Below are 12,831 nucleotides of genomic sequence, written 5' to 3' on the forward strand. Positions count from 1 at the left end.
TCTCTCGTCAGAGGGAGGGAGCGCTGTGCGCGTTAATGCCAGCAGAAGTGATGCACAACCTGGGTTATCAGCTCGCGCGTTGGCTTGATGAACCGGGTTTCCAGATACTCATCCGGCTGGTGGGCCTGGTTAATCGAACCCGGGCCAAGCACCAGCGTCGGACACAGGGTCTGGATGAACGGCGCTTCGGTGCAGTAGTTCACCACGTCGGTTTTCTCCCCAAGCAGTTTCTCCACCACCGCAACCAGCTGGTGATCCGGCGGGCATTCGTAGCCCGGAATCGGCGGATGCAGCTCGGATACGGTTAAACGCCCCGGCCAGCGCTCGCTCACTGGCGCAAGCGCCTCGTTCAGCAGGCCGTCAAGATCGCTCAGCGTCATGCCCGGCAGCGGGCGAATATCCATATGCAGCTCGCAGCAGGCGCAGATGCGGTTGGACGCATCGCCGCCGTGCAGGCTGCCGAGGTTCAGCGTCGGATACGGCACGGTGAACGCCTCGTAGTGATAGCGCTCTTTCAGGTCGTCGCGCAGCTGCATGATGCGGCCGATGGCGTCGTGCATCAGCTCGATGGCGTTGACGCCGCGCGCCGGATCGCTGGAGTGGCCGGACTGGCCCAGCACGCGCACCGCCGTGGAAATGTGGCCTTTGTGGGCGCGGATCGGCTGCAGCGAGGTTGGCTCACCGATGATGGCGCAGTCCGGGCGAATCGCGGTGTTTTCAGAGAAGTAGCGCGCGCCCGCCATGCTGGTCTCTTCGTCGGCGGTCGCCAGAATGTAGAGCGGCTTTTTCAGTTTTGTCACGTCCACGTCACGCAGCGCGTCGAGGATAAAGGCGAAGAAGCCTTTCATGTCCGCGGTGCCCAGGCCGTAGAGCTTGTTGTCGTGCTCGGTCAGGGTGAACGGGTCGCGCGTCCAGCGGCCATCGTCAAACGGTACGGTGTCGGTATGACCGGCCAGCAGCAGGCCGCCCGCGCCGCTTCCGGTACTGGCGAGCAGGTTAAATTTGCGGCGCGTGCCGGGAACGGGCTGAACCTCAACGTTAAATCCAAGATCGCTAAACCAGCCCGCCAGCAGAGTGATTAAAGACTCATTGCTCTGATCCAGCGATTCTTCGGTTGCGCTGATGGAGGGTGTGGCAATCAGGGCGCGGTAGATCTCGATAAATGGCGGTAAATTCATTTTCATTGTTGACACACCTTAGGTCGTGATAGTATCAATATTCATGCAATAAATGTGAATAAAAATACATTAACGTTGAGCATAAAGGAACCCGATGTTGAATACGCTGATTGTAGGCGCTAGCGGTTATGCGGGCGCAGAGCTTGTAAGCTACGTGAATCGCCACCCACATATGACCATAACCGCTTTGACCGTGTCAGCGCAAAGCAATGATGCCGGAAAGTTAATTTCCGATTTGCATCCGCAGCTCAGGGGCATTGTTGACCTGCCGCTGCAGCCGATGTCCGACATCAGCGCGTTTACCGACGGCGTCGACGTGGTGTTTTTAGCCACCGCGCATGAGGTCAGCCACGATCTGGCACCGCAGTTTCTGGCCGCTGGCTGCGTGGTGTTCGACCTCTCCGGCGCGTTCCGCGTTAACGACGGCGCGTTCTACGAAAAATATTACGGTTTCACCCATCAGCACCCGGATCTGCTTGAGCAGGCGGTGTACGGGCTGGCGGAGTGGAGCACAGATAAACTGAAAGAAGCGAACCTGATTGCCGTGCCGGGATGCTACCCGACGGCGGCGCAGCTTTCCCTGAAGCCGCTGATCGACGCGGGCCTGCTGGATCTGAGCCAGTGGCCAGTGATCAACGCCACGAGCGGCGTCAGCGGCGCGGGGCGTAAGGCCGCGATCGCTAACAGCTTCTGCGAAGTCAGCCTTCAGCCGTACGGCGTGTTCAACCACCGCCATCATCCTGAAATCACCACCCATCTGGGCGCGAACGTGATCTTTACGCCGCACCTGGGCAGCTTCCCGCGCGGCATCCTCGAAACCATCACCTGCCGCCTGAAGCCGGGCGTGACCAAAGAGCAGGTTGGCGAGGCGTTTACGCAGGCGTATGCGGACAAACCGCTGGTGCGTCTGTATGACAAAGGCGTTCCCGCGCTGAAAAACGTGGTCGGCCTGCCGTTCTGCGACATCGGCTTTGCCGTGCAGGATGAGCACCTGATCGTGGTCGCCGCGGAAGATAACTTACTCAAAGGCGCTGCCGCGCAGGCAATGCAGTGTGCAAACATTCGTTTCGGCTTCCCTGAAACGCAGGCTCTTATTTAAGGTGTGATGATGAACCCATTAATTATCAAACTCGGCGGCGTACTGCTGGACAGCGAAGAAGCGCTGGAGCGTCTGTTTACCGCGCTGGTGAACTACCGCGAATCGCACCAGCGCCCGCTGGTGATTGTTCACGGCGGCGGCTGCGTGGTGGATGAGCTGATGAAAGGGCTCAACCTGCCGGTGACGAAGAAGAACGGCCTGCGCGTGACGCCTGCCGACCAGATCGACATCATTACCGGCGCGCTGGCGGGGACGGCGAACAAAACGCTGCTGGCGTGGGCGAAGAAACACCGCATCGCGTCCGTGGGCCTCTATCTGGGCGACGGCGACAGCGTAAAAGTGACCCAGCTCGACGAAGCGCTCGGCCACGTTGGACTGGCGCAGCCGGGTTCGCCTACGCTGATTAACACCCTGCTGGAAGGCGGATTTCTGCCGGTGGTCAGCTCTATCGGCGTGACCGAAGAGGGCGAGCTGATGAACGTTAACGCGGACCAGGCGGCCACCGCGCTGGCGGCGACGCTGGGCGCGGACCTGATCCTGCTCTCCGACGTGAGCGGCATTCTGGACGGCAAAGGCCAGCGCATCGCGGAAATGACCGCGGCGAAAGCCGAGCAGCTGATCGACCAGGGCATCATCACCGACGGCATGATCGTCAAGGTGAACGCGGCGCTGGACGCGGCGCGCACGCTCGGCCGCCCGGTGGATATCGCCTCCTGGCGTCACGCGGAGCAGCTCCCGGCGCTGTTTAACGGCACGCCGATCGGCACCCGTATTTTAGCGTAAGTATTTATTGAATGACCGTAGGCCGGGTAAGCGAAGCGCCACCCGGCGCAACTAACGAATAAAGGAAGCATGTTATGGCACTTTGGGGTGGGCGTTTTACACAGGCAGCGGATCGGCGGTTCAAACAGTTCAACGACTCGTTGCGCTTCGACTACCGCCTGGCCGAGCAGGATATCGTCGGCTCTGTGGCCTGGTCCAAAGCGCTGGTCACCGTTGGCGTATTGACCGCAGACGAACAGCTGCAGCTGGAAGAGGCGCTGAACAACCTGCTGGAAGAGGTGCGTCTGGACCCGCAGCAAATCCAGCAGAGCGATGCCGAAGATATTCACAGCTGGGTGGAAGGCAAGCTGATCGACAAAGTCGGCCAGCTGGGTAAAAAGCTGCACACCGGCCGCAGCCGTAACGATCAGGTCGCGACCGATCTCAAGCTGTGGTGTAAAGAGACCGTGGGCGAACTGCTGGCGGCTAACCGTCAGCTGCAGAGCGCGCTGGTGGAGACCGCGCAAAACAACCAGGACGCGGTGATGCCGGGGTATACCCACCTGCAGCGTGCGCAGCCGGTGACCTTTGCCCACTGGTGCCTGGCCTACGTTGAAATGCTGGCGCGCGATGAAAGCCGCCTGCAGGATACGCTGAAGCGTCTGGACGTGAGCCCGCTGGGCAGCGGCGCGCTGGCCGGTACCGCTTATGAAATCGACCGCGAGCAGCTGGCCGGCTGGCTGGGCTTTGCGTCCGCCACCCGTAACAGCCTGGACAGCGTCTCTGACCGCGACCACGTGCTGGAGCTGCTCTCGAATGCCTCAATCGGTATGGTTCACCTGTCGCGCTTTGCCGAAGACCTGATCTTCTTCAACTCCGGTGAAGCCGGGTTCGTTGAGCTGTCTGACCGCGTGACCTCCGGCTCGTCCCTGATGCCGCAGAAGAAAAACCCGGACGCGCTGGAGCTGATCCGCGGCAAGTGTGGCCGCGTGCAGGGCGCGCTGACCGGCATGATGATGACCCTGAAAGGGCTGCCGCTGGCGTACAACAAAGATATGCAGGAAGACAAAGAGGGGCTGTTCGACGCGCTCGACACCTGGCTGGACTGTCTGCATATGGGCGCGCTGGTGCTGGACGGCATTCAGGTGAAGCGTCCGCGCTGCCAGGAAGCGGCGCAGCAGGGCTATGCCAACTCCACCGAGCTGGCGGATTACCTGGTGGCGAAAGGCGTACCGTTCCGCGAAGCGCACCATATTGTGGGTGAAGCGGTAGTGGAAGCCATTCGTCAGGGGAAACCGCTGGAAGATCTGCCGCTGGCCGATCTGCAGAAGTTTAGCGCGGTGATTGGAGAGGATGTGTATCCGATTCTGGCGCTGCAGTCCTGCCTGGATAAGCGCGCGGCGAAAGGCGGCGTGTCGCCGAAGCAGGTTGCGCAGGCGATTGCGGATGCGAAGAATCGACTGGTTTGAATAGTACGGGCTGGTGCCCTCACCCCGGCCCTCTCCCACGGGAGCAAACAAAGCCTGGCGTTAAGCCGGGCTTTTTTACGCAAAAAAAATGCGGACCACGGGGTCCGCAAAAGTTCACGTTGGCTTTAGTTGTTCGAGTTTTGAGAGAAACTCGCTGACGGTGCGGGGACGTCAAGGGTCAAACACGTGCCGCCTCGTCTATGTGGTGTATTATTCAACAGTATGCTTGATAGGGATAATCGTTCGTTGCTATGCTATCTATCGCCATGAACTATCGTGGCGACGGAGGATGAATAATGAATATTCGTGATCTTGAATACCTGGTGGCGTTAGCCGAGCACCGTCATTTTCGCCGTGCGGCAGATTCCTGCCACGTCAGCCAGCCGACGCTGAGCGGCCAGATCCGCAAGCTGGAAGATGAGCTGGGCGTGATGCTGCTGGAGCGCACCAGTCGTAAGGTACTGTTCACTCAGGCCGGTCTTCTGCTGGTGGATCAGGCGCGCACCGTGCTGCGCGAGGTCAAAGTGCTCAAGGAAATGGCAAGCCAGCAGGGGGAGACAATGTCCGGCCCGCTGCATATTGGCCTGATCCCTACCGTTGGCCCGTACCTGCTGCCGCAGATTATCCCGATGCTGCACCAGACCTTCCCGAAGCTCGAAATGTACCTGCATGAAGCGCAAACCCATCAGCTGCTGGCGCAGCTCGATAGCGGCAAGCTCGACTGCGCCATTCTGGCGCTGGTGAAAGAGAGTGAAGCCTTTATCGAAGTGCCGCTGTTCGACGAGCCGATGATGCTGGCGATCTACGAAGATCACCCGTGGGCAAACCGCGATCGCGTGCCGATGGCCGATCTTGCCGGTGAAAAGCTGCTGATGCTGGAAGACGGGCACTGCCTGCGCGATCAGGCGATGGGCTTTTGCTTTGAGGCGGGTGCGGATGAAGATACCCACTTCCGCGCAACCAGCCTGGAAACGCTGCGCAACATGGTGGCGGCGGGAAGCGGTATTACGCTGCTGCCCGCGCTGGCCGTGCCGAACGAGCGCAAGCGCGATGGCGTAGTCTATCTGCCGTGCATCAAGCCCGAACCGCGCCGCACCATTGGCCTGGTTTATCGTCCGGGGTCGCCGCTTCGCAGCCGCTATGAGCAGCTGGCTGAGGCCATCCGGGGTTCGATGGATGGCCATTTCGACAGCGCGTTAAAACAGGCGGTTTAACCCGTTGAGCGCCGCTACCCGATAGGCTTCCGCCATGGTCGGGTAGTTAAAGGTGGTGTTAACGAAGTACTCGATGGTGTTGCCACCCCCTTTTTGCTCCATGATTGCCTGGCCGATATGAATGATTTCCGCGGCGCGTTCACCAAAGCAGTGAATACCGAGGATCTCTTTCGTCTCGCGATGGAACAAAATCTTCAGCGTTCCCACGCTCATTCCCACGATTTGCGCCCGCGCCAGGTGTTTAAACTGCGCGCGACCGACCTCGTAAGGCACCTTCATGGCCGTCAGCTGCTGCTCGGTTTTACCCACGGAGCTGATTTCAGGAATGGTGTAGATGCCCGTCGGGATGTCTTCGATCAGGTGCGCCGTTGCTTCCCCTTTCACCAGCGCTTGCGCGGCGATGCGCCCCTGGTCGTAGGCCGCTGACGCCAGGCTCGGATAGCCAATGACGTCGCCCACCGCATAGACGTGCGGCAGCGCGGTCTGGTACATGCTGTTGACCTTCAGCTGGCCGCGGCTGTCGGTTTCAAGTCCCAGATTTTCCAGCTGCAGGGAATCGGTGTTGCCGGTGCGGCCGTTGGCGTAGAGCAGGCAGTCCGCTTTCAGCTTCTTGCCGGACTTCAGGTGCATGATCACGCCGTCGTCGCAGCCTTCGATCTTCTCGTACTCTTCATTGTGGCGAATGACCACGCCGCTGTTCCAGAAGTGGTAGGAGAGAGAATCTGACATTTCCTGATCGAGGAACGCCAGCAGGCGATCGCGGGTGTTGATCAGATCGACTTTGACCTCCATACCCCGGAAGATCGACGCATATTCGCAGCCGATCACCCCTGCGCCGTAGATAATGACGTGGCGCGGCTCATGGTGCAGGCTCAGGATGGAGTCGCTGTCGTAGATGCGCGGGTGCGTAAAGTCGACGTCCGCCGGGTGATAAGGGCGCGAACCGCAGGCGATGACGAATTTTTCCGCCGTTAAGGTTTCAACGGTGCCGTCATGACACTCCAGCGCCAGCGTGTGCTGGTCTACGAAATGGGCGTTGCCCTGCAGAATTTCGCAGTGGTTACGCTCGTAGAAACCCTGGCGCATCCGCGTTTGCTGGTTAATCACGGTGTCTGCGTGGTTCAGGATATCGGCAAAGGAGGAGCGAAGAAGTCGTGAATGGTCGCTGTAAAGAGGGTTCTGGTTAAATTCAATGATGCGGCTAACGGCGTGGCGGAGGGCTTTGGACGGGATGGTGCCCCAGTGGGTGCAACCGCCGCCAACGTTATGATAGCGCTCAATGACCGCTACCCGGGCTCCCTGTTTCACCAGTCCCATGGCAGCGCCTTCGCCGCCGGGGCCGGAACCAATAACTATTGCGTCGTAATCGTAGGAATGTGGCATGGCAAGGCTTACCTGTTCTTATACATAAAAGCAACAGAATCATAACATCAATGCAGAAGTAACCCAATTATCGTTGTGCTTTTTTCCGGCAGTGGAGCACAAACCGCACGTAAACAATCATTCACAAAGCTGAGCAAACAGATTAATTTTATTCTCTGGTATAGTGCCAGCAGGCCTTTGGAAGGATTCAACTATCGTGATGGGCGTAAGAGCACAACAAAAAGAGAAAACCCGGCGTTCGCTGGTGGAAGCCGCATTCAGTCAGCTGAGCGCTGAGCGAAGTTTTGCCAGCTTGAGCCTGCGTGAAGTTGCGCGCGAGGCCGGGATTGCGCCAACGTCCTTCTATCGTCACTTTCGTGATGTGGATGAGCTCGGCCTGACCATGGTCGACGAGAGCGGGCTGATGCTGCGCCAGCTAATGCGCCAGGCGCGTCAGCGTATCGCGAAGGGCGGCAGCGTGATCCGCACCTCCGTCTCAACGTTCATGGAATTTATCGGCAACAACCCCAACGCGTTCCGCCTGCTGCTGCGTGAGCGTTCGGGAACGTCGTCCGCGTTTCGTGCGGCGGTCGCGCGCGAAATTCAGCACTTTATCGCGGAACTTGCCGACTATCTTGAACTCGAAAACCACATGCCGCGCGCATTTACCGAAGCGCAGGCCGAGGCCATGGTGACGATTGTGTTTAGTGCCGGCGCCGAGGCGCTGGACGTGGGTATTGAACAGCGTAAGCAACTCGAAGAGCGGCTGGTACTGCAGCTGAGGATGATTTCCAAGGGCGCGTATTACTGGTATCGCCGTGAACAAGAGAAGTTGGCACATCAAACCGAAGAGTGAAGGTGAGTAATGAAACAGTCAGGTCAGGATAGAGGAACGTTGTTGCTGGCATTGATCGCTGGCTTATCCATCAATGGCACGTTTGCAGCGATTTTCAGCTCAATCGTCCCTTTCTCGATTTTCCCGCTTATCTCGCTGGTGCTGACGGTCTATTGCCTGCATCAACGTTACCTGAACCGCACCATGCCGGTCGGGTTGCCGGGGCTGGCCGCCGCCTGCTTTATTCTGGGCGTGCTGCTGTTTAGCACCGTGGTGCGTGCGGAACACCCGGATATTGGCTCTAACTTCCTGCCTGCGCTGCTGTCGGTGGTGTTGGTGTTCTGGATTGGCTCGCGCATGCGCAGCCGCAAGGGTCGGCTGCCGGAGTAGAAGGGTGTTGACGTAGTAGGCCGGATAAGCGAAGCGCCATCCGGCATTTATTGGCAGGTGGCGCTTCGCTTACCTGCCCTACATAAAGCAGATTATTTTGCCGTAAGCAACACGCCGCATTCCATATGGTGCGTATACGGGAACTGATCGAACAGCGCCAGGCGTTCAACCTTATGCGTCTGGCTTAGTGTTTCGAGATTCTTGCACAGCGTCTCCGGGTTGCAGGAGATGTACAAAATACGCGGGTACGCCTGCACCATCTTCTCGGTTTCGCTGTCCAGGCCGCTGCGCGGCGGATCGACAAAAATCGTCTCACACCGGTAGCTCTTCAAATCAATTCCCTGCAGGCGGTTAAATTCACGCACGCCGTTCATCGCCTGGGTAAACTCTTCTGCCGCCATGCGGATAATCTGCACGTTATCAATATGGTTCGCCGCGATGTTGTACTGCGCGGCGGCGACGGACGGCTTCGCGATTTCGGTTGCCAACACGCGATCGAAGTTACGCGCCAGCGCCAGCGAGAAGTTGCCGTTGCCGCAGTACAGCTCCAGCAAATCGCCCGTTGATCCTGTCGTGGCGTTCAGCGCCCACTCCAGCATCTGCACGTTCATCGCCGCGTTTGGCTGGGTGAAGCTGTTCTCGACCTGGCGATAAATCATCTCTTTACCCGCCACCGGCAGGCGTTCATCGACGTAATCCTGATCCAGCATGATTTTGGTTTTTGTCGCGCGGCCAATCAGGTGAACGTTGATGTTCTGCGCGCGCAGCGCATCGCGCAGGGCTTCTGCCTGCTCGCGCCACTCGTCGTTCAGCGCCTTATGATAAAGAAGGGAGACGATGGCCTGGTTGCTTTGCGTGGTCAGGTAGTCGATCTGGAAAAGCTTGTGGCGCAGCACGGGATTGTTGCGCACGCCTTCGATCGTCAGCGTCATGAGCTGGTTAATCAGCTCGCTCGCCGCCGGGAAGCTGTCCACGCGGATGCGGGACTTCGTCTGCTGATCGAAAATGATGTGGTACAGGTCGTCGCCGTCGTGCCAGATGCGAAATTCGGCGCGCATGCGGTAGTGGCTGACCGGAGAACGAAACACCTCGGGAACGGGCGCGTTGAAAGGCGTCATCATACTTTGCAGGCGGACAACTTTCTCTGCCAGCTGTGCGTCGTACTGTTCTGTCGGGAGGTGTTCGGGGGTCATGATACGTCCTGAGTGATAAAGAATTACGCGGGGATTGTAGGGATTGTGCAGGCGATGTCCAGATTTAATGGCTCATGGCTGTCTGGACATCTATCCGTATCTAATTGTAGCATTCTGTTTCCGGTCTCCTGAGAGTGAAAAGGGAATCCAGTGTAAATCTGGAGCTGACGCGCAGCGGTAAAGACTGGCGGGATAATCAATGCAGACACTGTGAAAACGGGAAGTCTTTTATCCGCAAAACGCCACCTAGCCCGAAGACCTGCCGGGATCACGTCGCATTTGGTTTCATCATCGCGTGCTATGGATGAGGCCTGCGGCATCCTTCTTATATTGTGGATGCTTTAACAATGATTAAAAAAGTATCGCTGTGTACGGCGCTGTCCGTCACGGCATTTTCGGGCTGGGCGCAGGATAGCGCCGACTCGCTGGTGGTGACTGCAAACCGTTTTGAACAGCCTGCTAATACCGTTCTTGCGCCAACGTCCGTGGTGACGCGTGAGGATATCGACCGCTGGCAATCGACAACGCTCGTGGATGTAATGCGTCGCCTGCCCGGCGTTGATACGGCGCAAAACGGCGGAATGGGGCAGCTTTCCTCTCTTTTTATTCGCGGGACTAACTCCAGCCACGTGCTTATCCTGGTCGACGGTATCCGCCTCAATCAGGCCGGCGTTACGGGTTCTTCCGACCTCAGCCAGTTCCCGATCGCCCTGGTGCAGCGTATCGAATACATTCGCGGCCCGCGCTCCGCCATTTACGGTTCGGATGCGATTGGCGGCGTCGTCAACATTATCACCACGCGCGCAAAGGACGGTACGACGCTGAATGCGGGCGTAGGATCGCATGGCTATCAGAACTACGGCGGCAGCACCCAGCAAACGCTTGGCGACAGCACGCGCGTGACGCTGGCCGGTGATTACACCTATACCAAAGGCTTTGACGTGGTTGCAGACGGCAACAACGGCGGCCTTGCCCAGCCCGATCGCGACGGCTTTATGAATAAAACGATCTACGGCGCGCTGGAACATGCCTTCTCGGAGCAGTGGAGCGGCTTTGTTCGCGGCTATGGCTACAGCAACCGTACAGCCTACGACGGCTACTACAGCTCGTTTACGCCCGATGTGCTGGTCGACACCCGCCAGCTGTATAGCCAGACCTGGGACGCCGGGCTGCGCTTCAACAAAGACATCTTCCACTCACAGCTGCTCTCCAGCTATGGCCACAGCAAAGACTATAACTACGATCCGCATCTGGGACGCTACGACTCAACGGCCACGCTGGATGAAATCAAACAGTACAACCTTCAGTGGACGAACTCCGTGGATGTTGGGCAGGGCAACGTTGGGGCCGGCGTTGACTGGCAGAAGCAAAGCACGGAACCGAATACAAGCTATGTCTCAAACGGCTACGACATCCGTAATACCGGCGTCTACCTGACCGCGCTGCAAAAGTTTGGTGATTTCACCCTGGAAGGGGCGGCTCGCAGCGACGATAACTCCCAGTTCGGTCAACATGGAACGTGGCAGAGCAGCGCGGCATGGGAGTTCGTAGAGGGGTATCGCTTTATTGCCTCTTACGGTACGGCCTATAAAGCGCCGAACCTGGGGCAACTTTACGGCTTCTATGGCAACGACCATCTCGATCCCGAAGAGAGCAAGCAGTGGGAAGGCGCGTTTGAAGGCCTGACGGCGGGCGTGAGCTGGCGCGTATCGGGTTATCGCAATGACGTTGATAACCTGATCGACTTCAACAATAACCTTCAGGAGTATTACAACGTCGGCAAAGCGCGCATTAAAGGTATAGAAGCGACGGCGTCGTTTGATACCGGTCCGCTGATGCACACCGTTGGCTACGATTATGTGGATGCGCGCAACGCGGCAACCAATGCGCTTCTGGACCGCCGTGCGAAGCAGCAGGTGAAGTATCAGCTTGATACGCAGATCTATGATTTCGACTGGAGCCTGACGTATCACTACCTGGGCACGCGTTACGATACGGACTTCAACACCTATCAAAAGGTTAAAATGGGCGGCGTAAGCCTGTGGGATGCTGCCGTTTCATATCCTGTCACCTCACATCTCACAGTTCGTGGTAAAATAGCCAACCTGTTCGATAAAGATTACGAGACAGTTTATGGCTATCAAACTGCAGGACGGGAATACACCTTGTCTGGCAGCTACACCTTCTGATCCGCGTCCCACCGTGCTGGTGTTTGATTCCGGCGTCGGTGGGCTTTCAGTCTACGATGAGGTTCGGCAGCTCCTGCCGGATCTCCATTATATCTACGCCTTCGATAACGTCGCTTTCCCTTATGGGGAGAAGAGCGAAGAGTTTATTGTTGAGCGCGTGGTTGAAATCGTCACCGCGGTACAACAGCGCTATCCCCTCGCGCTGGCAGTGATTGCCTGCAACACGGCGAGCACGGTTTCCCTTCCTGCCCTGCGCGAAAAATTCCAGTTTCCAGTTGTTGGCGTGGTGCCTGCCATTAAACCCGCGGCTCGCCTCACGGCGAACGGCATTGTCGGCCTGCTGGCAACGCGCGGTACGGTAAAGCGCCCGTATACGCGCGAGTTAATTGACCGTTTCGCCAACGAATGCCAAATCGCCATGCTGGGTTCGGCCGAGCTGGTGCAAATGGCGGAAGCGAAGCTGCATGGCGAAACGGTATCGCTCGACGAGCTGCGCCGTATTCTGCGCCCGTGGCTGAAAATGCCCGAGCCGCCGGACACGGTCGTGCTGGGCTGCACGCACTTCCCTTTATTGCAGGACGAGCTGTTAGAAGTGCTGCCGGAGGGAACGCGTCTGGTGGATTCCGGCGCGGCAATTGCGCGTCGCACGGCGTGGCTGCTTGAGCACGAAGCGCCTGATGCAAAATCATCAGATGCAAATATCGCGTTTTGCATGGCGCTGACTCCCGAAACTGAGCAGCTTTTACCCGTTTTGCAGCGTTATGGGTTTGAAACGCTCGAAAAACTGGCGTTGCAAGGCCCTTTTGAGCAAAAAAGAGACAGTTGAACGTTTTTTTTTAAAGAGGGGTTGTCAACGTCGGAGAACTCCCTATAATGCGCCTCCACTGACACGGAATAACGGCTTACAGGCCGCCGGGTTAGCGGGGTTCAGCGATGAACACCGACGGAGAAAAGCGAAAATAATTGCTTGACTCTGAATGAGGAAAACGTATTATACGGGACCTCGCAACGGTGAGCGAAAGCCGCGTTGCACTGCTCTTTAACAATTTATCAGACAATCTGTGTGGGCACTCAAAGTGACATGGATTCTTAACGTCCTCGGACGAAAAATGAATACCAAGTCTCTGAGTGAACACGTAA

General features: G+C 57.9%; 11 protein-coding genes and 1 riboswitch. Of the genes, 8 read left to right on the forward strand and 3 right to left on the reverse strand.

Annotation, left to right across the window (positions count from 1 at the left end; genetic code table 11):
- Positions 1–32 precede the first annotated feature (32 nt).
- Positions 33–1,184: an acetylornithine deacetylase gene (gene argE / locus AB8804_RS19965; protein ID WP_371189680.1), complete on the reverse strand. Its 1,152-nt coding sequence runs from the start codon at positions 1,182–1,184 to the stop codon at positions 33–35.
- A gap of 88 nt (positions 1,185–1,272) precedes the next feature.
- Here argE and argC point away from each other — a divergent pair, with 88 nt between their 5' ends.
- From argC to oxyR, 4 genes are all read left to right on the forward strand, one after another.
- Complete coding sequence (argC, locus tag AB8804_RS19970; protein WP_371189681.1) at positions 1,273–2,277, forward strand: N-acetyl-gamma-glutamyl-phosphate reductase; 1,005 nt, start codon at positions 1,273–1,275, stop codon at positions 2,275–2,277.
- Positions 2,278–2,283: 6 nt separating this feature from the next.
- Positions 2,284–3,060: an acetylglutamate kinase gene (argB, locus tag AB8804_RS19975; protein ID WP_371189682.1), complete on the forward strand. Its 777-nt coding sequence runs from the start codon at positions 2,284–2,286 to the stop codon at positions 3,058–3,060.
- Between the two features lie 74 nt (positions 3,061–3,134).
- Positions 3,135–4,508, forward strand: coding sequence for an argininosuccinate lyase (gene argH, locus AB8804_RS19980; protein ID WP_371189683.1), 1,374 nt, complete (start codon positions 3,135–3,137; stop codon positions 4,506–4,508).
- 296 nt (positions 4,509–4,804) lie between these two features.
- Positions 4,805–5,722: a DNA-binding transcriptional regulator OxyR gene (oxyR, locus tag AB8804_RS19985; RefSeq protein ID WP_371189684.1), complete on the forward strand. Its 918-nt coding sequence runs from the start codon at positions 4,805–4,807 to the stop codon at positions 5,720–5,722.
- Here oxyR and sthA read toward each other — a convergent pair.
- Entirely contained in the window at positions 5,705–7,105 is a 1,401-nt protein-coding gene (gene sthA, locus AB8804_RS19990; protein ID WP_371189685.1) for a Si-specific NAD(P)(+) transhydrogenase, read from the reverse strand. The two genes, oxyR and sthA, sit on opposite strands and share 18 nt — an antisense overlap.
- Positions 7,106–7,301: 196 nt before the next feature.
- Here sthA and fabR point away from each other — a divergent pair, with 196 nt between their 5' ends.
- Positions 7,302–7,940 carry an HTH-type transcriptional repressor FabR gene (gene fabR, locus AB8804_RS19995; protein WP_371189686.1) on the forward strand — a complete coding sequence of 213 codons (639 nt, stop codon included), beginning with the start codon at positions 7,302–7,304 and terminating at the stop codon, positions 7,938–7,940.
- 9 nt (positions 7,941–7,949) lie between these two features.
- Positions 7,950–8,309: a YijD family membrane protein gene (locus tag AB8804_RS20000; protein WP_371189687.1), complete on the forward strand. Its 360-nt coding sequence runs from the start codon at positions 7,950–7,952 to the stop codon at positions 8,307–8,309.
- Positions 8,310–8,401: 92 nt separating this feature from the next.
- Here the strand turns inward: AB8804_RS20000 and trmA are convergent, their stop codons facing one another.
- Positions 8,402–9,502, reverse strand: coding sequence for a tRNA (uridine(54)-C5)-methyltransferase TrmA (trmA, locus tag AB8804_RS20005; protein WP_371189688.1), 1,101 nt, complete (start codon positions 9,500–9,502; stop codon positions 8,402–8,404).
- Positions 9,503–9,606: 104 nt separating this feature from the next.
- A riboswitch (cobalamin riboswitch) is annotated at positions 9,607–9,784 on the forward strand.
- A gap of 65 nt (positions 9,785–9,849) precedes the next feature.
- Here trmA and btuB point away from each other — a divergent pair.
- Both btuB and murI read left to right on the forward strand, forming a co-directional pair.
- Positions 9,850–11,691 carry a TonB-dependent vitamin B12 receptor BtuB gene (gene btuB / locus AB8804_RS20010; protein WP_371189689.1) on the forward strand — a complete coding sequence of 614 codons (1,842 nt, stop codon included), beginning with the start codon at positions 9,850–9,852 and terminating at the stop codon, positions 11,689–11,691.
- The gene (gene murI, locus AB8804_RS20015) at positions 11,636–12,517 is read left to right on the forward strand and encodes a glutamate racemase (protein WP_371189690.1); all 882 of its coding nucleotides are present in this window, start codon (positions 11,636–11,638) and stop codon (positions 12,515–12,517) included. Before btuB ends, murI begins: the two co-directional genes overlap by 56 nt.
- The last annotated feature ends 314 nt before the right edge of the window (positions 12,518–12,831 follow it).

The sequence above is a fragment of the Enterobacter sp. KBR-315C3_2022 genome, from assembly GCF_041399425.1.
Lineage (GTDB): Bacteria > Pseudomonadota > Gammaproteobacteria > Enterobacterales > Enterobacteriaceae > Enterobacter.

Bases quoted from the DNA above. Each gene is read 5' to 3' on its own strand.
- argE (WP_371189680.1), bottom strand. From the start codon at position 1,184: ATGAAAATGAATTTACCGCCATTTATCGAGATCTACCGCGCCCTGATT.
- argC (WP_371189681.1), top strand. From the start codon at position 1,273: ATGTTGAATACGCTGATTGTAGGCGCTAGCGGTTATGCGGGCGCAGAG.
- argB (WP_371189682.1), top strand. From the start codon at position 2,284: ATGATGAACCCATTAATTATCAAACTCGGCGGCGTACTGCTGGACAGC.
- argH (WP_371189683.1), top strand. From the start codon at position 3,135: ATGGCACTTTGGGGTGGGCGTTTTACACAGGCAGCGGATCGGCGGTTC.
- oxyR (WP_371189684.1), top strand. From the start codon at position 4,805: ATGAATATTCGTGATCTTGAATACCTGGTGGCGTTAGCCGAGCACCGT.
- sthA (WP_371189685.1), bottom strand. From the start codon at position 7,105: ATGCCACATTCCTACGATTACGACGCAATAGTTATTGGTTCCGGCCCC.
- AB8804_RS20000 (WP_371189687.1), top strand. From the start codon at position 7,950: ATGAAACAGTCAGGTCAGGATAGAGGAACGTTGTTGCTGGCATTGATC.
- trmA (WP_371189688.1), bottom strand. From the start codon at position 9,502: ATGACCCCCGAACACCTCCCGACAGAACAGTACGACGCACAGCTGGCA.
- btuB (WP_371189689.1), top strand. From the start codon at position 9,850: ATGATTAAAAAAGTATCGCTGTGTACGGCGCTGTCCGTCACGGCATTT.
- murI (WP_371189690.1), top strand. From the start codon at position 11,636: ATGGCTATCAAACTGCAGGACGGGAATACACCTTGTCTGGCAGCTACA.